This window comes from Salinibaculum rarum (assembly GCF_030505615.1).
Lineage (GTDB): Archaea > Halobacteriota > Halobacteria > Halobacteriales > Haloarculaceae > Salinibaculum > Salinibaculum rarum.
In genome coordinates, this window is record NZ_CP129992.1 from 188077 (window position 1) to 208014 (window position 19938).

Below are 19938 nucleotides of genomic sequence, written 5' to 3' on the forward strand. Positions count from 1 at the left end.
CTCGCGCGTCACTCGGCGAGTAAGTCGGTAACGGTCCCCTCGACAGACCGGGTCGGTTCCCAGCCCAGTCGCTCGCGGGCGCGCGACCAGTCGACGTCGAAGTCACTGACCAGCGTCTCGTTGCCCCGCGGGTTCTCGACGATTTCAACCGGTGGTCGCTGGGCCTGCTGTTCGGCAGCGACGTCGGCGACGAGTTCGGCCATCGCCTCGACACTCGGGTCCTCGTCGGTCGCAATCTCGTACTTTTCGACACCGGTCTCGCCGGCTTCGACCTGCTCGACGAGGCGTTCCGTGCTCCGGACGAACGCCCGGGCCACGTCGACGACGTGGACGAAGTTCCGGGATTGGGTGCCGGGTTCGTACACGGTGAGCGTCTCCCCAGCGAGCGCCCGGTCGACGAAGAAGTTGATGACCGTCCCCTTCGAGATGTGCTGCCCGTCGATGGTGTGGTGCCCGTAGAGGTTCGAAATCATGAACTGGTGGGCCGGGAACGAGCCATCGGCGTAGGTCTCGATGCTGCGCTCGCTGAGGTACTTCGTTCGGCCATACCAGTTCATCGGGTCGCGCGGCTGGTCAGCGGTAATCGGGAACGACTGAGGGTCACCCAGCACGGCCATCGAGAACGGGAACGCCATCGCCGTCTCGGTCTTCCGGCAGAACCAGGCGACGTTGTCGGTCCCCTGCACGTTGACCTCGTAGGCCAGGTCGGCCTGCTCCTCGCAGTCGTCGACCCCGGAGATAGCCGCAAGATGCAACACCACGTCGGCACCGGAGAGGGCGTCCTCCAGTCGGTCGCGGTTCCGGATGTCGACGTGCTGAACCTCGACATCCCCGATGGCGCGAACGTCACCGAGATAGAAGTTGTCGAGCGCGGTCACCTCCCAGTCTGGATGGGTCTCCTGCAGTTCTGCGACGACGCGGCTGCCGATATAGCCCGCTGCGCCAGTGACGGCGACATGGGGCGACGATGTAGCTTGTGTGTCAGTCATGGATTTCGCTTCTGAACCGCTGTGCCAGGTCGCGCACGCCCTCGCGGAGCGTCCACGCCGGCTCGAAGTTCGTCTCGCCCAGGCGGTCGAAGTTGACGTGATACGACGGCCCGGGGTGTTCGTCTTCGAGGTACGTGATGTCCACGTCGCCGACCTCCTCGCGGACGATAGCTGCCACATCTGCGACGCGGTAGTTCTCGTCGGTGTCCCCGACGTTGTAGACGGTCTGGGGCCACTCGTCGGGATTGCAGGCGGCGTCGGCGTAGGCGCGTGCAGCGTCTTCGACGTGAATGAACGGCCGCCAGTTCGAACCGTCGCCGTAGACGGTCAGCGACCGCCCTGTCAGCGCCCGGAACACGAAGTAGTTGACGACGAGATTGAAGCGGACACCCGGCGAGTAGCCGTAGTTTGTACTCATCCGGAGTGCCGTTCCGGTCATATCGCCGTCCGAGCAATAGTCAGCGAGCAGCGACTCGGCCTGGAGTTTCGTCTCCGCGTAGGGATTGATGGGGTCGGGGTCGACCGTCTCGTCGATATCGGTGCTCGTCGCCCGCCCGTAGACGTTACACGAGGAGGCGAAGACGACGTTCTCGACATCTAGTTTGCTTGCGGCCTTCAGGACGTTCTCGGTCCCGTCGAGGTTGATTTCGAAGGTCTCCTCGCGACGGTCGTGCGTGCTCGCTGCGCCGGTAATCGCGGCGAGGTGGACCACGGTGTCGACCTCCCGCATCACGCTCTCGACGTCGCCGTACTCGCGAACGTCGCCGCGGTGGAACTCGATAGAGCCGTCGAGTTGCCCGAAGAACACACGGGGCGATCCCGACGACAGGTTGTCGAGAGCGACGATACGGTCGACGTCCTCGCGCTCGCGCAACTGTGCGACGAGTTCGCTCCCGATGTAGCCACACGCACCGGTGACGAGGACGTTCATATTGGTTTCTCCATCATCTATTATAAGTGCGCAAGTGAAACATCCCTGAAATCCGTTTCTCGGTCCGCTCGTCCATATTAGACGACCTGTTCGAGTTCTGCGAGTAGTTCGTCGAAGTCGGCAAGCCGCTCGTCGTGGCTCGTGCCCTTCATCGAGTGCGAGGATGGAATGTCCTCGACAGAACCATAGAGGCAGATACCGTCTTCGAGTATCTCTCGTTTCAGGTCACCAGATGCCTGTGAGAACGGAACAGCATCGACGGCATCCGTTCCGAGTACGGTAGTGAGTCGCTCGATGAGCGCGAGTCGTGTGCGCGTCCGCTCGGCTGAGGACAACGACTCGTCGAACTCGACTGCAATATCAACGTCACTCGACGAGGTCTCTTCGCCTCGAGCGTAGGAGCCGTACAGAATAGCAACGGCTACTGACGACTCCGCGAGAACGTCAACGATAGCCTCGACGTCCAGCGCCGAAACCGAGGCATCGTCAAGTGTTCGCATACGTCGATTGTACGAGAACGACTCACTTAACACTGTATTACTCCAGTACACCCGGGAGGAAGCGGTCCTCGTGGGCCTCGATGACGTCCGCGTAGCGGGTCAGCGACGCGAGGACGTCGTCCATCGCCGCCTCGAAGGATTGTGCCTGCCCACCGATGACCTCCTCGTAGCGGTCGTTCTCGATTTCCATCTTGTGGGTCTCGTCCTCGTCGCGGGGGTTCTCGAAGTGCTCGACAGCCACGTCGAGGTCGTAGGCGTCACCAGCGTCGGCAATCGTCTCGGCGACTTCGACGATGCTGATGGCGCGAGTGACCTGATTGTACACCGTGAGGTCGTCCGGACGCTCGTCGGCGTCGGTGAGTGCAATCTGGGCCAGCCCCTCGACAGCATCTTCCAGCGAGATGAAGGGTTTACGCTGCTCGCCCTTTCCGTAGACGGTGACCGGGTAGCCCGCGACGGCCTGGGCGCAGAAGCGGTGAGCGACCGTCCCGAAGTAGTAATCGAAGTCGAAGCGAGTCTTCAGCCGGTCATCCTGTCGGGTTTCCTCAGTCTCGGTGCCGTAGGTGATTGCCGTTCGCACATCCGAAATCGGGATGCCGAACTGGGTGTTGGCCAGACGCATGTTCTGGGCGTCGAAGCCCTTCGTGGCGTGATACCAGCTCCCGCCCATGTTGGGGAAGGGCACCTCGTCGCGCTCGCCGTCGTTTTCCATGACTGCGCCGCCTTCGGGAATGGGGAACTCGGGGGCGCCGTAGACGCCGGTCGTCGTCGTCTCGATGAAGTGGGTGTCGGTGAGGTCGTGGTCGTCGAGGCCCCACAGCAGGTTCCGGGTAGCCTGGAGGTTGTTGTGCTGGGTGTAGTTGGCCCGCTCGCCGTTGATCTGGGAGTACGGCGCGGAGGGCTGGGCCGCGGTGTGGACGATGACCGACGGTTCGTGGACCGTCAGGAGTTCGTCGACGAAGGACTTCTCGGTGAGGTCACCCTCGGCAAAGGAGAGGTTCCGAATTCCGAGCGTCTCCTCGGCCGCGTCGATACGCTCCTCGATGCTGGCGACGGGAATCGCGCTCACTGAGCCGACCTCTTCGACCCACTCACGGCGGGCGAAGTTGTCGACGGCGAGCACTCGTTCGTCGGTCCGGTCGGCGATGCGCAGGGCGGTCGGCCAGCCGATGTAGCCGTCGCCGCCTGTGACGAGTATCGTCATTGGTTACTCACGTTCTGAGTAACTTCCCAGCGATAAATATCTTGTCGTCTCGACAGCGCAGCGGCTAGCCACGCAGCGACGAGAGAGTCAGTACACTCAGAAATCGGAGAGCGAAGCCTGGTTTGCGGCCGCCAGCACGTCTTGGCTGGTCTGCCAGGACGTGCGCGCACACGCCGGCAGGCAGTCGTTGTCGGCGACGAACTCCCGGAGGAAATCCCGGGTCGCCGGGTCGCTCGGATAGCCACTCCCCACGTCGCCGTACTCGGCACTGAGACGGGCGACGTGGGCGTCGCGGGTTACCTTGGCGACGATGGAAGCCGCACCGACGATGGAATAGGTTTCGTCTGCACCGTGTTCGGCACGCAGGTCCACATCCGCGGCGACGCCGTCGCCGACGTTCTGCTCGAACCGGACGGCGTTGGTATCACCAGCGTCGACGTACGCCTCGTCACCATCGCTGGCGACCCCGGCGAGTGCCTCGACGTGCGCGGCGACGGTCAGAGCGTTCATGTCGGTTTCGGGGGCGTCGATGCGCTCGACGGGAATCTCGGCGACGGCAACCGTATCGGCCACCTCGTGGATGTCCAGGGACAGTTCCTCGCGGCGTGCTGGCGGGATGTCCTTGGAGTCGCCGACGTCGTTGGGCAGGCGCTCGGGGTCGGCACGCACCGCCGCGGCGAACATCGACCCCAATACGGGTCCCTTCCCCGCCTCGTCGACGCCGAGTTGCATAGCTATCCGGTTCGTGCCCCGGCAAAAAACGATTGTGCTTGGTTGTCTGACGGCTGTCAGTCGTCAGCAATTTCTGGCTCTTCGAACTCCGAGGTCTCGATTTCCGGTTTGTCTATCTCTGGCAGGTCCAGTTCCTCGGCTGGCTCATCGTCCGCGTCGTCTTCGGCCAGTTTGTCCCAGTGGGCGGACTCGGGTTCGCGGAAGTGGCACATCGGAGGTCACCAGGTCATGGTATGTGCTACCACGCCAAGTGGGTTTCGCCGACCCTGTGACACCGCAGTTCAGTTCACGTCGTCGTCTAAAGGTTGCTCGCCGGTATCACGAAAGAACTCCTCGTCGGCGAAGGGTTCGTCCTCACCTTCGACATCCAGCACGTCCAGTGCGGTGACTTCGGCACCGACGCCAAGGAGGCCGGCGAGGCTTGGTTCGGTCCGGCCCTCGTCGCTGCTGACCAGTTCTTTCACGTAGAGCCCGCCCTCGCCGTGGACTTCGAGTTCAGCGGTGTCACCGTCGACGGTTCCGTCGATGCCGTAGACCGCTCGCGTGCGTGTCTTGCTCGCGCGCCGGTGGTCGACACGCTGGGGCGTGTCCTGGTAGATGGTCGCCCCGTCGAGTTCCGCGAGTGCGGCCTCGAACGTCTCCTGGTCGACGGGGTCGTCGAGTGCGACGTCCATCCGATACGTTTTGCTGGCGTCGTGTTCCTTGACCCGTTCGACCATCTCGTGGGTCGCCAGGCGGAGTCCCTCGACTTCCGCTTTCCCGTCGGCGAAGTCGTTGATGTCCGCCTGGAGTTGGTCGGTGTCGACGTCGCGGACGTGAGGGTCCTCGATTTCGATGACGAAGGGGCGACCGGAGCCGAGCATCAGCGCGTCGACGTCCTCGCGGCCAGCGCCGTGGAAAGTGCCGCTGGCGCCGTCCATCGCCTCCTCGACGACCGGCGCGGTCAGTTGCTCGACGCTTTCGTCGTAGCGATAGCCCGTGCCGTCACAACCATCACAGAGTTCGTCGCGCTGGCGCCCGGTGCCGTTGCAGTCCCGGCAGGGCCACTTCGTCTGTGGGATATCTCGCTTCAGCTTCCGGTAGCGGCCGTAGACGAACGCGGAGTTGACCTGGACCTCGACCTCGTCGGTCGTGAGGTCGCAGTGGAGCATGATATCGGGGCGGCCGAAGTCGACTTCGGTGTCAGTCAGTCCGCCGAAGCGCTTGCCGACCTCGCGGTTGAACTCCGATTTGAGAAGTTCGCCGGCGTCCTCGTCGAGTCCCGCCTCCTCGCGGAGGAGCAAGTCGTTTTCCTCGATGAGCGGCGGCACGCGGGTGCCGACCTGGTAGGTCGCGAATTCGTAGCCTCGAACTGCGGCAGCGGCGTTTTCGGCCCACCAGTCGTAGCGGGCACACTCGCCTTCACAGACCCAACATTCCTCGTCGGGGTCTTCGAACGGCTCGTCGTCTTCGAGTGCGACGGCAACGCGGAGGCTGTGGCCGCGGTCGTCGTTGGTCAGCCCGAAGCTCCGGTCGGCGAAGAGACGGCCGAGACAGGCATCACAGAGCGGTCCCGTGGCGAGTGCGTCACGGGCGGCCGAAAGCAGTGTCATTGTCGGATTCACGGCGGGCCGGCGTATTTCCCTTTCGAACCGCTGGACAGGACACACCAGTATCCCGCGTGGTCTGGGTAGAGGTTTTGATTATTACTAGATTATACTAACCATTAATAGGCACGGGAAGTACAGTACCGATATGCCATTCACAGACGACCTCGCAACCATCGGCGACCCGATATGGGACGCCATCGTGGACCATCCGATGGTCGAGCAGTTGGGCGCGGGGACGCTCGACGAGGAGCCGTTCAAGTACTGGGTCCGGCAGGACTACGTCTACCTCGTCGAGTACGCCCGCGTGTTCGCCTACGGCGGGGCGAACGCGCCCGACCTCGACCGGATGGGGACGTTCGCGGAGTTGCTGGATTCGACTATCAACACCGAGATGGACCTCCACCGCGCCTACGCCGCCGACTTCGGCATCTCCGAGGCAGAACTGGAGGCGACCACGCCGTCGCCAACGACACAGGGGTACACCGACTTTCTCGTTCGCACGGCGGCGACGGACACCTTCGGCGAGTTGGTCGCCGCATTATTGCCCTGTATGTGGGGATTCAACGTCACCGGCAAGCGCCTCGCCGAGCAGGGGATGCCCGACCACGAGGGGTACGCCGAGTGGGTCGAGATGTACGCCAGCGACGAGTTCACCGAACTCACGGAGTGGTGCAAGGACCTGATGGACGACGTGGCAGCGGACGCGACAGCGACCGAGAAAGAGCGCTACCGGGAGCGGTTCCGGACCTCCGCCCGGTACGAGTACCTGTTCTGGGACGCCGCCTGGAACCAGCAGGGGTGGCCAATATGAGCGACGACGACGCAGATACGGAAGCAGGAGACGTGCCAGAGTCCTACGCGCTGTATGCCTACGAACGGACGGACGCACGATTTACCGACTGGGTCCGGGCTCGCGCCGAACCGTTATGGACCGAGGCAACGACCCACCGATTCACCGAGGAACTCCGAGCGGACACGCTGGACGACGACGTGTTCGGACGATATCTGATTCAGGACTACGCCTTCTTGGAAACGCTAGTCGGTGCGTTCGGTCATGCCGTCGCCGACGCGCCCACGATGAGTGCGAAATCCCGACTCTCTGACTTTCTCGGCGTGTTGACCGCCGACGAGAACGACTACTTCGAGCGGTCGTTCGACGCACTCGGGGTCGACGAGGCGACGTGCACCGACCCCGGCCTGACGCCGACGACGCGGGCCTTCGAGGACCTACTCGTCCGCGCCGCAGGCGAGGGCGGGTACGCCGAGACGCTCGCCGTTCTCGTCCCCGCAGAGTGGATATACCTGTCGTGGGCGACGCCCGAACCCGACCAGCGACCCGGTCGGTTCTATCTCGCGGAGTGGATCGACCTCCACGCGAACGACGAGTTCGCTCAGTTCGTCGGGTGGCTCCGAGCAGAACTGGACCGTGAAGGAGCAGCGGCATCCACACGCCGGCAAGCACGACTGGAGCGACTCTTCCGCCGGACCGTCGAACTGGAGGTCGCGTTCTTCGACGCGGCGTACGACCCCGACACCGGAGCACCGGACGGCCACGACTCCGACTCACCGGTATCGGGAGGTGGTGAGACGTGGTAAGCACCGCCGTCGCGCTGGGGCTGACTGTCGCGACGCTCGTGGTGTTTACCGCACTCGGCCTCTGGTACTCGCGAGGGTCGGTCCAGTCGGTGGAAGACCTCATCACCGCCCGTAATTCGGCGGGGAACGGGCAGATGACGGCAACGCTCGTCGCGTCCGTGATGGGCGTGTGGATACTCTTCTCGGCGCCAGAGGCAGGTGCCGGGTTCGGTATCGCCGCCGTCGTCGGCTACGCCATCGGCGAGGCCGCCCCGATGTTCGCATACTCGAAACTCGGCCCGCGCATCCGAGAACTCGTCCCCGACGGCCACTCGCTAACCGAGTACGCCCACGCCCGCTACGGCGACGCGATGTACGCCTTCGTCCTGCTCGTGAGCGCCCTCTACATGTTCGTCTTCCTCGCGGCCGAACTGACCGGCATCGCGGGCGCGCTCTCGCTGGTCGCCGGCGTCCCCCAGTGGCAGACAGCCGTTCTCGTCGGCGGCTTTGTGTTGCTGTACACCGGCTACGGCGGCCTCCGGGCGAGCATCTTCACGGACACCATCCAGGCGCTGCTCGTACTCCCCTTACTCGCCGTCGCCTTCGCCGGTGCGGTCGTCGCACTCGGCGGGAGCGGCGCCATCCACGCCGGCATCACGGCCGCCAATCCCGCACTCCTCGACCCCGGCTTCGCCGCCGGTCTGCAGTTCGGACTGGCACTCGCCTTCGCCATCCTCGGTGCCGAACTCATCAACCAGACCTGGTGGCAGCGCATCTACGCCGGGAGAGACAGCGAGACGGTCCGGCGCGGCTTCCGGAACGCGACCGTGGCCAACAGCCTCATCGTGTTCGTCGCTGCCCTCTTCGGTATCGTCGCCGTCGGCCAGACCGAGGTCGTCACGACGCTCGGCCCGGAGTACAACGCCGACATCTCCCTGTTCCTGTTGCTCGACGCGGCGTTTCCCGAGTGGGTCGTGCTGGCAATCGTCCTGCTGGCGCTCTTACTGGTGATGAGTTCCGTCGACACCCTGTTCAACGCGCTGTCGAGTATCGTCACTGCGGACCTCCCGCGCCTGCTCGCCGACCCCGACGACCGCACGCTCCGGCTGGGTGCCCGGACCCTGACGGTCGTCGTCGCCGTCGCCGCCATCTACGTCAGCCTCCGTGCACAGAGTGTCCTCCGGCTCTTCTTCCTAGCTGATTTGCTGGGTGCGGCCGTAGCCTTCCCGCTCGTCTACGGCCTCTACTCGCGGGGGCTGACCGGCCCCGGCGCACTCGCGAGCAGCGTCGTCGGGCTGGCTGTGGGACTGGCGTACTTCCCCGACTTCCGCGGCACCATCACTGCCATCCCAGTCGTCGGCGACCTGCTGCCGGCGGCCGACCCACTGTATCTCACCTCCTTTGGGGGTGCGTTCCTCGTCTCGACGGCACTGACGCTGCTCGTCTCCCGGTTGTCGGGCACCGAACAGGACCTCGATGCGCTTTCGGGAGAGACGAGTCGGCTGGACGACCCCGCCGTCGACGGCGGCACGGAGGTGTCTGACTGATGGCGGCCATCGGACCGACCCTCTTTGGGCTCTTGCTGTGGGGTGGCATCGTCGGCGTGTTCCTCGTGTTCTGCTACGAAGTCTACATCGTCGCGCGCGAAGCGGGCTGGCTGGTCGGTAACTGACCCCGAGCAGACTGGAGAATCTCGGAGCGAATCCGACTGCTTTTCACGGCGGCCGCCGCTCTCCCGCACATGGTCGACTGGCTGGTCGCCGCCGTCGTCGGGCTGGTGCAGGGCTTGCTGGAGTGGATACCGGTCTCCAGCGAGGGCAGCGTCGCGCTCGCACTCACCGCACTCGATGCCGACCCCAGCGCCGCGACGCAGTTTGCCCTCTTTTTGCACGCCGGCACCGGCGTCGCCGCGACAGTGTACTACCGCGACGTGCTCGCTGACGTGCTCGCCGACGTTCCGAACTGGTACCCGAGCACTGCCTTCGACAGCGAGACGGCGGACCTCACCTTCTTCGCACTCGCGACAGCCGTCTCGGTCGTCGTCGGCTTCACCGGGTATCTCGCACTCGAAGAACTGGTCTCTGCCGTCGCGGGCGGTGCCTTCGTCGCACTCATCGGTGCACTCCTGGTGGGGACGGGGATTTTGATGCGCACAGCCGAATCGCGTGCGCACGCCACGCGTGGCCAGCCGGACCTGGTCGACGCCGTCCTCGTCGGCGCGCTCCAGGGCGTCGCGGTGCTCCCGGGCGTCTCCCGGTCTGGAACCACCGTCAGCGCGCTCCTGTTGCGCGGCCACGAAGGTGGCGAATCCCTCAGACTCTCCTTTGTTCTCTCGATTCCAGCCGCCTTCGGTGCGGGCCTCCTCGTCGTGTTAGACGACGGGTTGCCCGCAATCGACCCCTCGACTGCGGCAGTCGCACTTGTGGTGAGTGGTGTTGTGGGCTATCTCACCGTGGACGCACTCACGCGCGTCGTCGAACGGGTGGCGTTCTGGAAAGTCTGTGTCGGATTTGGCGCGCTGGCAGTCGTCGGAGGCGGACTGCTGGTTCTGTGACAACCCTTTCTCGAAAAGCACACCAGAATGTCAGGCTGAAATATCGGTATCGCTGGTGAGATAGGTCACACTCCGTCGGATGACTTGCTCAACGAACGTAGCCGTCACGCTACCCTGGACACTCACGACGGCATCGTGTTTGACCGTGGCAAGAACCCACGGTGAGCAGTACGACGTCTTCTCCGGATGTCGACCAGCAACCCAGTTCTCGCCGACTTCGAGATTGTCAGAAAGGTTACTCAGTGTGAGGCCGGCACAGATGTACTCTTCACCGGCAAACGGCAACGAGTCGGCAGCGAGGACGAGCCAGGGGCGAGGGTCACTGCCAGTGTTGTACGGATCCGGTGCCCAGACGACGGTGCCAGTGTCGTAGCGCGAATCACTCATCGTCGCTTGTCCGTGGGTCGACAGCGTACTCCTGCCAGTCTTCGTACGAAGGTGTCTCGTCGTCGCTCTCGCGTTCGGCAAGCGTCTCCACAGCGTGTCCGGTGGCAGCATCGACGCTCTGGTCGTGGTCACTGATTCGCCAGTAGGTGCCACGATGGTCGACGCGACCCCGTTCACGTAGTCGAACCAGCGTCGGCCCGACCGACCCGGATTTGACAGCCGTCTCTGTTGCAATCTCACTCTGCGTGAACGCCTGGTCCGGATGCTCTCGCAGGAATGTGAGAATAGCCGCCGCGTTCGTTCCGGGGGACGGACCGTTCGAACTGTCCGACGAGATGCGCTCGAACCGGTCGCTACTGATTGGCATATCGTATCTTTGTACAGAATTGTATTGAATGTATTGCTGTATTATAATGCCCGCGTTTCAGAGGTGTCGAGACACAGACCAGACGACTTCCGGCTGAGACAGTAGTAACGGAGACACCCCGCCGATTCGTCAGCACTTATGTACGTCGGCCGACTAGCTCCGGACAACAACCGGCAATGAGTGAGGGAGAACAGAAGCTCGTCGACACCTCCGGCGACTACCGCTACGTCGTCAAGGACGGCCAGCGACTCGACGACAGCGACTGGCGGTCCTGCCGGGTCGTGCTGACGAGCGAACGGATGGTGCTGGCCACCAGCGGCGGCAAACAGGCCATCCCACACGCCCGAATTCTGGTCCCCAACGGCGAGGACGACCTCGTGCCGGACGACGTCGACACCACGACGGCGACGCCGTTGCAAATCGGCGACAACATCATCCTCATCGACGCACAGGGCGTCGGTGACTTCGAATCGGAGTACTGCCGGGCCGCGCTCCACGACGAGGTGATTCTGGTCAAAGACCAGGCCGTGGTCGGCGGGGTCATCCAGGACGACGCGTCGTGGTCGAAGTGCCGGTTTCGCCTCGACGACGACACGGTCAGCGTCGGCCTTCCCGGCGGTGAATCGCTCACCTTCGGCATCGAGGACGTCGGCACTATCGACACCGAAGACCAGCAAGTGATGGGCGAGAACCGCACCGTCGTCAAGGTCGAACACACCGACGACGAGGACCGCTCGGTCGAGACGCACTTCTCGGGGATGAAGTGGCATTCCCGCGCGCTGGAGTCGCTCCTGGAGACGGTCATCGAAGACCGGCAGGACGACGACTACGAACTCTCCGATATGGAGAGTCAAGTGCTGATGGCGCTGTACTCCGGCGTTTCACCGTTTGAAATGTCCGATTTCGTCGGTATCGACGTCGACCAGGTCGAAGAGATTTATCAGAAGCTCCTGGAGGTCGGCGCGGTAGACGAGGTCCGCGTCCGGACCGAAGTGTCGCTGAACGCCCAGGGGCGGAACATGGCCAGCGAAGCGATGAGCGAGGAGTGAGTAAGCGGAGACAGGCACCGTACTACCCGCAACGACTAATTGCACGAGTGGCTAACACTCGACAACGGCGGCTATGAGCAACTCAGAGAAGAAAATCGAGGACACCCAGGGCAAGTACATGCGGGCCGTCAAGAACGGCCACGACATCAACGACGCCTCTTGGCAGCAGTGCCGGGTCGTCCTGACCAACCAGCGCATCGCACTCATCGCCGACGGCAAGCTCACGATTCCGCTCGAAGACATCGACGAGATGGGCGAGCGCTACGACGTCAACCAGGCGGCCTCAAGCGAGTCGAACTACTCGACGCTGTACGTCGGCGACGACATCTTCCTGCTCGCGACGGCCGACCACGAGAACTTCCGGACGAACTTCTACCGGGCAATCCTCGACAACGCCGTCATCTACGTGCAACATCCGGCCGTCAAAGGCGGCGTCGTCCAGAACGCCGAGTGGCAGCGCGGCCGCCTCAAGGTCACCGAAGAGGCGGTGCGGATGGTCCTCGAAGACGGCCAGAAGTTCGCTATCGACCGCAACGACATCGGCGAACTCGAAACCGACGAGAAGGTCGTCGCCGACGAGGAACGTGCGGTCATCGAAGTCGAACACTCGATGGACGGCGCAAGCGTCGAGACACACCTCTCCGGACAGGAACACCACATCACCGTGCTCAAGCAACTCTTAGAGGAGGGTGCAGAGCAAAACCGCGCGAATCTGGACCTCGAACCGACCGAACGCCGCGTCATCATGGCGCTGTACTCGGGCGTCTCGCCGTTTGGCATCTCCGAGTTCGTCGGCATCGACGTCGAGAAAGTCGAAGAAATCTACGACCGACTCATCGAACTCGACGTCGTCGAAGTGGTCCGTGAGCGCAAGGAAGTCTCACTGACCGCCCAGGGACGGAAGGTCGCCGGTGAGGCGATGGGCGAGCGGTGACCAACTCCCAGGTTTGAGCCAGCTGTTCGAAGGAGAATCGGTCTATTCGCTGTCCTCGTCGGCGGCAGGTGTCCCGTCGTGGGCCGAACCCGTCACCGACCGCGAGAGGTTCACACCGAGTCCGGCTACGAATGCGAGCAGGGCCACGATGGCCAGCCAGCCGAGTGTTGGATGTTCGATACCGATGTGGAGTGGAGTCAGCATACTGGAGGGGTCTGGCTGCTGATATTTAATTGCTGAGGGTCGTTACCACAGCGTGAGACTCGGGACCGTTACTCGCGAGTACTGTCGTCGGCTGAACAGCCGAGACAGTCAGCTCCCACGTGTTGAGAACGCGGCGTACTTTTTATTTGGATGCTAGGAAGATTGCCGAATATGGCACCGGCGACAGCAGCTGAGACCCCAGCGACTCGGCGGAACTTTCTGAAGCTCGTCGGCACTGCTGCGGCTGGCTCGGTTATCACGGATTACGGAACAGAGGTCGCAGCGGCGCTTCGACGGGCGACAGATGGGCCCAAAGAGGTCGTCTGGATTCAGGGACAGACGTGTTCGGCCTGTACGATGTCGACACTCCAGGGGACGGCACCAAGTTTAGAGGAGGCCGTCCACGAGTTCCAACTGGACGTAACGTACCATCCCGAACTGATGGTCGAGTCGGGGACAGACGCGATAGACGCGATGAGCAAGTCCCCGGACGTACTCATCGTCGAGGGGGCGATTCCGACGAAAATCCCGTCGGCGGCGACGTTCGGACGCACCGAGGACGGCCGGCCGAAGCCGGTCTACGACTGGGTGATGGAACTGGCACCCGAGGCAGAGTACGTGATGGCCGTCGGGACCTGTGCCTCATACGGCGGCTGGCAGTCGGCACAGAACGGCGCCCCGGCGGTCATGGACGACCCCGAAGAGGGACCGTGGCTCGACGACAACGTGACCGGCGCGAAGGGACTCCAGTACACCCACCAGGACGGCGGCGACGGCGTTCTCGGCCCCGATTTCACCTCGAACGCAGAGTTGCCGGTCATCAACGTCCCGGGGTGTATGACCCACCCCGACTACGTGCTCCTCACCGTCGCGACGCTGCTCAACGGGCACGAACCCGACCTCGACGAGTTCAACCGTCCGACGGCGTTCTACGGGCCGCTGGTCCACGACCAGTGCTCGCGGCGGGGCTATTTCGACCGCGGGGAGTTCGTCGACCACGTCGGCGACGGCTCCGAGAAGTGTCTCTACAACGTCGGCTGTAAGGGACCGTACTGTCACTGTGACGACTCCGTCCGCCTGTGGAACGACGGAACCAGCGTCTGTCGGAACGTCGGCGCGCCCTGCATCGGCTGTATGGAACCCGGCTTCTGGGACCAGATGACGCCGTTCTACGAGCCAATCGAGAAACAGGGACTCGGTCTGACCGATGTCGAGACGTTCGGGAAGTTCGTCGTCGGCGGGACTGTCGCCGGTATCGGCGCCCACGCCGCCCGGAAGGCGATGGGCTACGGCGACGTCGACGAGGAGGACGGCGAAACCGCCGAGGCACGCACCGACGGCTGTGGCTGTGGGAGCGGGTGTGACTGCAAATCCGACGAGTAACTATGCCAGAAATAGAAATCGACCCGACAACACGCATCGAGGGCCACCACAGCACGACGCTGCACGTCGACGACGGCGTCGTCACGGAGGCCAAGAGCCACATGGACATGTTCCGCGGGATGGAACTGGTCGTCCTCGACCGCCCACCATCAGACGCCCCTGTCTTCACACAGCGGGTCTGTGGCGTCTGTTTCACCGTCCACCGTTACACCTCCCTGCGAGCCATCGAGAACGCGGCGGCGAAGGCAGGAGTCTTCGACGACATCCCGCCGACGGCAAAGCGCATGCGAAACCTGATGGAGGCGATGTTCACGCTGTGGAACCACGCTGTCCACATGTTCGCGCTGGCCGGCCCGGACTACTCGACGGCCGTCATGGGCGAGGACGGCGTTGCCCGCCTGGACCCGATGGAAGGCGAGGGGTATCTGACTGCACTGGAGATGCAGCGGGAACTCCTCCAGGGCTTTGCCGAGTTCGGCGGGAAGGCACCGCACCCGCTCACGTACTCGCCCGGCGGGATGGCCGCCACGCCGACGATGGAGAAGATTCAGAGCATCCGCGACCAACTGGAGACGGTCAGCGAGTGGCTCGGTCCGACCGAGGCGGTTCCTGACGTCGTCGAAGACGTCCGCAACGGCACTGTCGAAGCGAATTACGCGCAGGGTCTACACGACATCGTGGCGATGCTCGTCGCCGCAAAGCAGACGGGTGCCGACGACTTCGGCGTCGGCCCGGGGCGGTACTACTCCAACGGGAAGTACTACGACATGGACGGCGGGAAAGTGATGGACCCCGGCGTCTATCTCGACGGGACCCGACAGGTCAAGAGCAAAGACGAGATTACGTCGGCCATCACCGAGGACGTCGCTCGCGCGTGGTACACCGACGACTCGGGCGGGCCGCCGATGGACGAGACCCCGCCCAAACCAGACCCCGAGAAGGCGGGTGCCTACTCCTGGGGGAAAGCACCCCGGTACAACGGCCAGAACATGGAGTGTGGGCCGCTGGCACGGCTGGTGCTGGCCGACAGCGACCCGTTCGACCTCCGGGCGACGCTTGGCGGCGACACCACCAAATCGAGTACGCTCAACCGAATCATCGCCCGCGCACAGGAGTCGCTGTGGCTCCGCGACAAGGCCATGGAGTGGCTCGACGAAATCGAACCGCAGGGGACAGTCGGCCAGGAGTGGACCGACGACTTCACCGCCGAGGGTGTCGGCCTCTCGGAGGCATCGCGGGGCGCAATCTCTCACTGGGTCCGTGTCGAGGACGGCACGGTCACGAACTACCAGATTATCACACCCACGCTGTGGAACCTCGGCCCGCGTGACGCCGAGGGGACACCGAGTATCTTCGAAGGTGCCGTCGAAGGAATGAAAGTCGACGACGTCGAGAACCCCATCCACGTGTTGCGGACGGTCCGCTCGTTCGACCCGTGTCTCGCCTGCTCGGTCCACGTCGAGAGCCCCGACACAACGTACACCGAGGAAGTCACACCCGCCTCGCCCGCCGGCGCGATGGGCGGCGGCGACACCCCCTACGCCGGCCAGCGACCTGACGAGACATGACGACATCAGAGTCACCGCCCGGGTCGGGAAGCGGTGCCGATTCCGACCGGGAAACGTCCGGTTCGCTCCGCCATCGACTGGTCGGACTCCTCCGGGAGCTACTCCGACGGCCGGACGAGGCCGACGAGCGGTACGGCCGCATCCACGCGCTGCGGGGACGGGTCACCGTCCAGCGCCACAGCCTCGGCGCCCGCATCTCCCACTGGTTTCAGGCGCTCTGTATGTTGGTCCTGATGTGGACCGGGTTCGCCATCTGGACGGGGAGTTACTGGCCGCTCAACATCGCGCCGTGGGACGGCTACTACATCGCCTTCGGCCTGCATATCTGGGCCGGCATTCTGTTGATGGCGCTGCTGTTCGTCCTCTTTCCGATGTACCACATCTACGTCGACGGCCATCGGCAACTGGCAGAACTGGCGGACATCCGCGAGGCCGTTCACATCGGCCAGGCCTTTGCCGGGCTGAAATCGTACATCCCGGGCTATCACGACGCCCGCCAGACCTACGACGAGGAGGAAGGCGACTGGGTCGCGTACCACCCGATGCAGAAGACGTTCTTCTGGTGGATTTCCATCTTCTTTGGCGTGCTCGTCCTGACCGGGTTCGGGATGTACGCCGAGATGCGGACCGACCCGATATGGTGGGTCGACCTGCTTGGCTTCCTCGATGGATACGTCGGCTTCATCCTCCTGAAGCAGATTCACCTGCTTACCTTCTTCATCGTCGTCGCGATGGTCATCGGCCACGTCTACTTCGCGATCTTGCCGAGCAACCGCGAGACGCTCAAGTCGATGGTCTTCGGCGACATGGAGGCGTACGTCCTCGGCGACGAGGAGGGGGACGATGACGGCGAACGCTGAGGAGGCCACCGACGCCGCCACAAGCACGACACAGGCCGTCGTCGGCGTCGGCAGCATGGTCATGTCCGACGACGGCGTCGGCTACCACGCCATCGAGGCGTTGCGCGAGCGGTCGACGCCCGCAGCGACGCTCACCCACGCCGGTACGACGGCGTTTCTCGCGCTGGAAGCGATGAGCGGGGCCGACCGCGCCATCGTCGTCGACGCGCTGGCACTCGACGCCGACCCGGGGACCGTCCGGGAGTTCAGACTCGACAAGCCATCCGAGGAGTCGCCGGAGGTCACGATGCACGATTTCAGTTTCAGCGACGCGCTCGCCGTCGGGTCCTCGGCCTACGACCTGCCCGAGGAGGTGCTGCTCGCTGGTATCGTTCCCGAGACCATGACGCCGGGCGTCGGCCTCTCTGAGGCCGTCGAGGACGCGCTCCCGGAACTGGTCTCGCGCATCGAACGCCGACTCGCGACAGACACATGAACGGAACCTGGTACTGCACAGACTGCGAACAGCGCATCGAGAAAGAAGACATCGACGACCACGAGGCCGATGGCCACCACGTCAAGGGCCGCTTCCAACCCGACCGGCTCCTCCCGGGCGACCCGGAGATGGTCGGTGCCGGCATGGACACCGCCGACGGGGGTGACCGCTGATGTGTCTCGGTGTCCCCGGCGAGATAACCGAAATCGACGGCCGTGAAGCCGTCGCGGACTTCTGGGGTGTCGAGCGTCGGGTCCGCCTCGACGTGGTCGGCGACGCCGTCGATGTCGGCGACTACATCCTCAACCACGCCGGCTTTGCCATCCGGAAGATACCAGAACGGGAAGTCGAGGAGACGATGGCAGTCTACGAGTCGCTGTTCGGCGACAACCCCGAGGAAGCCCTCGAGGAGATGGGCGCCGACGACGACGCCGACATCGACATCGGACCGGGAGGGCGTCGACGGCCGGCCACCCCGGACACCAACCGGGGTGAGGGCGATGGCGACTGACGCCGACGACCTGAAGTTCCGCGACCCCGAGACCGCACAGGAAATCGCCGCCGACATAGAGGAGCAGATGGCCCGCATCGGCCAGCCAGTCGAGATTATGCACGTCTGTGGCAGCCACGAGCAGGTCATCGCGAAGTTCGGTCTGCGGTCGATGCTTCCCTCGGAGCTTACGATTACGATGGGGCCGGGCTGTCCGGTCTGTGTGACCAACATGCCGGAAGTCGACGAAGCCGTCGCGCTCGCCGAGGCCGGTAAGACGGTCGCCACCTACGGCGACATGTTCGAAGTACCGGGCACCACAAAGAGCCTCGCCGACGCTGCCGCCGAGGGCGCGGACGTGGAAGTCGTCTACAGCGCCAGCGACGCCGTCGAACTGGCCGAGGACAATCCCGACGAAGATGTGATCTTTTTCGCGACCGGCTTCGAGACGACCGCTGCACCGACGGCCGCCGTGTTGCAGGCCGACCCGCCGGAGAACTTCTACGTGCTCTCGGCACACAAGTACGTCCCGCCGGCGATGGAGGTCGTCGCGGAGATGCCGGCCACCAGCGTCGACGGCTTCCTCGCGGCCGGGCACGCGGCGACGATTACCGGCTACGGGCTCTTCGAGGACTTTGTCAGCGAGTACGACCTGCCCGTCGTCGTCGGCGGGTTCGAACCCATCGACGTACTCTTCGGCATCCGAAAACTGCTCTCCTTTATCGAGAACGACGAGGACGGCCTCGCCAACGCCTACCCGCGCTGTGTCTCCCGCGAGGGCAACGAGGCAGCCATGGATGCCATCGACGACGTGTTCGAACTCACGGCTGGCGAATGGCGCGGTATCGCGGACATCCCCGACGCGAACTTCGAACTCAGCGAGGAGTACGCCGACCACGCGGCCCGCCAGCAGTTCGACATCGGCGTCGTCGACGGCGACGCCGACCCGCTGACCGAGGAGTGTATCTGCGGGGACATCATGGCCGGAACGGCCTCACCCGACGGCTGTGACCTCTTTGGCGAGGAGTGTACGCCAACAAACCCCGTCGGAGCCTGTATGGTCTCGGACGAAGGAACCTGCAAAATCTGGCACGAGTACGGAGGGCGACCGGACCTATGAGCGAAGACGATGTCGTGACCGTCGCACACGGGTCCGGAGCCGGGCGAACCCGGGATTTCCTCGAAGAGCGTGTCGTCCCGCGCTTTGGCGGGGGAAGCGAGGACCTTCCGGTCGGGCTAGCTGCGCTGGACGACGGCGCTGTCCACGACCTCGGCGACCAATCGCTGGTCGTCACGACCGACAGCCACGTCGTCTCACCGCTCTCCTTTCCGGGCGGGGACATCGGCCGACTGGCCGTCGCGGGGACCGTCAACGACCTCGCGGTGATGGGCGCGACCGACCCGCTCGCGCTGACCTGTTCGCTCATCGTCGAGGCGGGCACGTCGACCGACCTGCTCGACTCGATTCTCGACTCGATGGAACGCACCTGCGAGGAAGCAGGCGTCGCAATCACGACCGGCGACACGAAGGTCATGGGCAGCGGCGAAGTCGACGGCGTCGTCATCAACACGACCGGCGTCGGCGTCGTCCCGCCCGGCGAACACGTCTCCGACGGCGGGCTCTCGCCGGGCGACAAAATCGTCCTCTCGGGGCCGGTCGGCGACCACGGTATCACGCTCCTGGCCGAGCGCGAGGGGTTCGACATCGACGGCGACCTCGAGAGCGACGTTGCACCGGTCGCAGACCTCGTTGCAGCCGCGATGGACGCCGGGACCGTGACAGCGATGAAAGACCCCACACGCGGCGGGTTCGCCACCGCAATCAACGAGATGGTACGGAAAGCCGACGTGGGTGTCACGCTCGAGGAACCCACTATCCCGGTCCGCGAGGCCGTCGCATCGACCGGCGAGTTGCTCGGTATCGACCCGTTCGACGTCGCCAACGAGGGCAAAGTCGTCTTCGGCGTCGCCGCCGACGATGCCGACGCCGTCGTCGACGCACTCAACGAGCACCCGATGGGCAGTGAGGCAGCCGTCGTCGGTGAGGTAACGGACGAAAACCGGGGCCGGGTGGTACTCGATACCGGCTTCGGCGAACGGTTCCTGAGCGAACCCGGCGGCGAACAACTGCCCCGAATCTGCTGACG

General features: G+C 64.2%; 25 protein-coding genes. 15 read left to right on the top strand and 10 right to left on the bottom strand.

Translation table 11 applies throughout. The features are described 5' to 3' along the window. Positions 1-8: 8 nt before the first annotated feature. From QYL91_RS01080 to QYL91_RS01110, 7 genes are all read right to left on the bottom strand, one after another. Positions 9-989: an NAD-dependent epimerase/dehydratase family protein gene (locus tag QYL91_RS01080; RefSeq protein ID WP_302081541.1), complete on the bottom strand. Its 981-nt coding sequence runs from the start codon at positions 987-989 to the stop codon at positions 9-11. Further along, a complete protein-coding gene (locus QYL91_RS01085) occupies positions 982-1920 on the bottom strand; it encodes an NAD-dependent epimerase/dehydratase family protein (RefSeq protein ID WP_302081542.1) in 939 nt (312 codons plus the stop codon). Before QYL91_RS01085 ends, QYL91_RS01080 begins: the two co-directional genes overlap by 8 nt. Before the next feature lie 77 nt (positions 1921-1997). After that, complete coding sequence (mntA, locus tag QYL91_RS01090) at positions 1998-2420, bottom strand: type VII toxin-antitoxin system MntA family adenylyltransferase antitoxin (protein ID WP_302081543.1); 423 nt, start codon at positions 2418-2420, stop codon at positions 1998-2000. A 37-nt stretch (positions 2421-2457) separates the two neighbouring features. After that, a complete protein-coding gene (locus QYL91_RS01095) occupies positions 2458-3624 on the bottom strand; it encodes an NAD-dependent epimerase/dehydratase family protein (protein WP_302081544.1) in 1167 nt (388 codons plus the stop codon). A gap of 96 nt (positions 3625-3720) precedes the next feature. Next, entirely contained in the window at positions 3721-4356 is a 636-nt protein-coding gene (rnhB, locus tag QYL91_RS01100; RefSeq protein WP_302081545.1) for a ribonuclease HII, read from the bottom strand. A gap of 56 nt (positions 4357-4412) precedes the next feature. Next, the gene (locus QYL91_RS01105; RefSeq protein WP_302081546.1) at positions 4413-4568 is read right to left on the bottom strand and encodes a hypothetical protein; all 156 of its coding nucleotides are present in this window, start codon (positions 4566-4568) and stop codon (positions 4413-4415) included. A gap of 69 nt (positions 4569-4637) precedes the next feature. Further along, complete coding sequence (locus QYL91_RS01110) at positions 4638-5948, bottom strand: tRNA pseudouridine(54/55) synthase Pus10 (protein ID WP_302081547.1); 1311 nt, start codon at positions 5946-5948, stop codon at positions 4638-4640. A gap of 142 nt (positions 5949-6090) precedes the next feature. Between QYL91_RS01110 and tenA the strand changes: the two genes are divergently transcribed. The 5 genes from tenA (at position 6091) to QYL91_RS01135 (ending at position 10074) form a co-directional block, all read left to right on the top strand. After that, complete coding sequence (tenA, locus tag QYL91_RS01115; RefSeq protein WP_302081548.1) at positions 6091-6756, top strand: thiaminase II; 666 nt, start codon at positions 6091-6093, stop codon at positions 6754-6756. Continuing rightward, entirely contained in the window at positions 6753-7541 is a 789-nt protein-coding gene (locus QYL91_RS01120; protein ID WP_302081549.1) for a TenA family protein, read from the top strand. The genes tenA and QYL91_RS01120 overlap by 4 nt, the downstream gene beginning before the upstream one ends. Continuing rightward, positions 7535-9067 carry a sodium:solute symporter family transporter gene (locus QYL91_RS01125; protein ID WP_302081550.1) on the top strand — a complete coding sequence of 511 codons (1533 nt, stop codon included), beginning with the start codon at positions 7535-7537 and terminating at the stop codon, positions 9065-9067. Before QYL91_RS01120 ends, QYL91_RS01125 begins: the two co-directional genes overlap by 7 nt. Continuing rightward, entirely contained in the window at positions 9067-9192 is a 126-nt protein-coding gene (locus tag QYL91_RS01130) for a hypothetical protein (RefSeq protein WP_302081551.1), read from the top strand. The genes QYL91_RS01125 and QYL91_RS01130 overlap by 1 nt, the downstream gene beginning before the upstream one ends. A gap of 69 nt (positions 9193-9261) precedes the next feature. Beyond that, positions 9262-10074: an undecaprenyl-diphosphate phosphatase gene (locus QYL91_RS01135; RefSeq protein ID WP_302081552.1), complete on the top strand. Its 813-nt coding sequence runs from the start codon at positions 9262-9264 to the stop codon at positions 10072-10074. A 30-nt stretch (positions 10075-10104) separates the two neighbouring features. Here the strand turns inward: QYL91_RS01135 and QYL91_RS01140 are convergent, their stop codons facing one another. Then, positions 10105-10461 carry a hypothetical protein gene (locus QYL91_RS01140; protein ID WP_302081553.1) on the bottom strand — a complete coding sequence of 119 codons (357 nt, stop codon included), beginning with the start codon at positions 10459-10461 and terminating at the stop codon, positions 10105-10107. Further along, positions 10454-10828: a MarR family transcriptional regulator gene (locus tag QYL91_RS01145; protein ID WP_302081554.1), complete on the bottom strand. Its 375-nt coding sequence runs from the start codon at positions 10826-10828 to the stop codon at positions 10454-10456. Before QYL91_RS01145 ends, QYL91_RS01140 begins: the two co-directional genes overlap by 8 nt. Before the next feature lie 176 nt (positions 10829-11004). Here QYL91_RS01145 and QYL91_RS01150 point away from each other — a divergent pair, with 176 nt between their 5' ends. Then, positions 11005-11877 carry a CheF family chemotaxis protein gene (locus QYL91_RS01150; RefSeq protein ID WP_302081555.1) on the top strand — a complete coding sequence of 291 codons (873 nt, stop codon included), beginning with the start codon at positions 11005-11007 and terminating at the stop codon, positions 11875-11877. A gap of 73 nt (positions 11878-11950) precedes the next feature. Continuing rightward, a complete protein-coding gene (locus tag QYL91_RS01155; protein ID WP_302081556.1) occupies positions 11951-12811 on the top strand; it encodes a CheF family chemotaxis protein in 861 nt (286 codons plus the stop codon). A 42-nt stretch (positions 12812-12853) separates the two neighbouring features. Here QYL91_RS01155 and QYL91_RS01160 read toward each other — a convergent pair whose 3' ends face one another. After that, a complete protein-coding gene (locus QYL91_RS01160; protein WP_302081557.1) occupies positions 12854-13015 on the bottom strand; it encodes a hypothetical protein in 162 nt (53 codons plus the stop codon). Between the two features lie 171 nt (positions 13016-13186). Here QYL91_RS01160 and QYL91_RS01165 point away from each other — a divergent pair, with 171 nt between their 5' ends. The 8 genes from QYL91_RS01165 to hypE are packed head-to-tail and all read left to right on the top strand — an operon-like array spanning position 13187 to position 19936. Continuing rightward, positions 13187-14398, top strand: coding sequence for a hydrogenase small subunit (locus QYL91_RS01165; RefSeq protein ID WP_302081558.1), 1212 nt, complete (start codon positions 13187-13189; stop codon positions 14396-14398). Positions 14399-14400: 2 nt separating this feature from the next. Beyond that, complete coding sequence (locus QYL91_RS01170; RefSeq protein ID WP_302081559.1) at positions 14401-15966, top strand: nickel-dependent hydrogenase large subunit; 1566 nt, start codon at positions 14401-14403, stop codon at positions 15964-15966. Beyond that, the gene (locus QYL91_RS01175; protein ID WP_302081560.1) at positions 15963-16826 is read left to right on the top strand and encodes a cytochrome b/b6 domain-containing protein; all 864 of its coding nucleotides are present in this window, start codon (positions 15963-15965) and stop codon (positions 16824-16826) included. The genes QYL91_RS01170 and QYL91_RS01175 overlap by 4 nt, the downstream gene beginning before the upstream one ends. Beyond that, positions 16810-17301, top strand: a complete 492-nt coding sequence (locus QYL91_RS01180; protein ID WP_302081561.1) for a hydrogenase maturation protease — start codon at positions 16810-16812, stop codon at positions 17299-17301. The genes QYL91_RS01175 and QYL91_RS01180 overlap by 17 nt, the downstream gene beginning before the upstream one ends. Beyond that, positions 17298-17474 (top strand): hypothetical protein, encoded by a 177-nt coding sequence (locus QYL91_RS01185; protein WP_302081562.1) that lies wholly within the window; start codon positions 17298-17300, stop codon positions 17472-17474. The genes QYL91_RS01180 and QYL91_RS01185 overlap by 4 nt, the downstream gene beginning before the upstream one ends. Further along, positions 17474-17812 carry a HypC/HybG/HupF family hydrogenase formation chaperone gene (locus QYL91_RS01190; RefSeq protein ID WP_302081563.1) on the top strand — a complete coding sequence of 113 codons (339 nt, stop codon included), beginning with the start codon at positions 17474-17476 and terminating at the stop codon, positions 17810-17812. The genes QYL91_RS01185 and QYL91_RS01190 overlap by 1 nt, the downstream gene beginning before the upstream one ends. Beyond that, complete coding sequence (hypD, locus tag QYL91_RS01195) at positions 17802-18911, top strand: hydrogenase formation protein HypD (RefSeq protein ID WP_302081564.1); 1110 nt, start codon at positions 17802-17804, stop codon at positions 18909-18911. The genes QYL91_RS01190 and hypD overlap by 11 nt, the downstream gene beginning before the upstream one ends. Further along, complete coding sequence (hypE, locus tag QYL91_RS01200; protein ID WP_302081565.1) at positions 18908-19936, top strand: hydrogenase expression/formation protein HypE; 1029 nt, start codon at positions 18908-18910, stop codon at positions 19934-19936. Before hypD ends, hypE begins: the two co-directional genes overlap by 4 nt. The last annotated feature ends 2 nt before the right edge of the window (positions 19937-19938 follow it).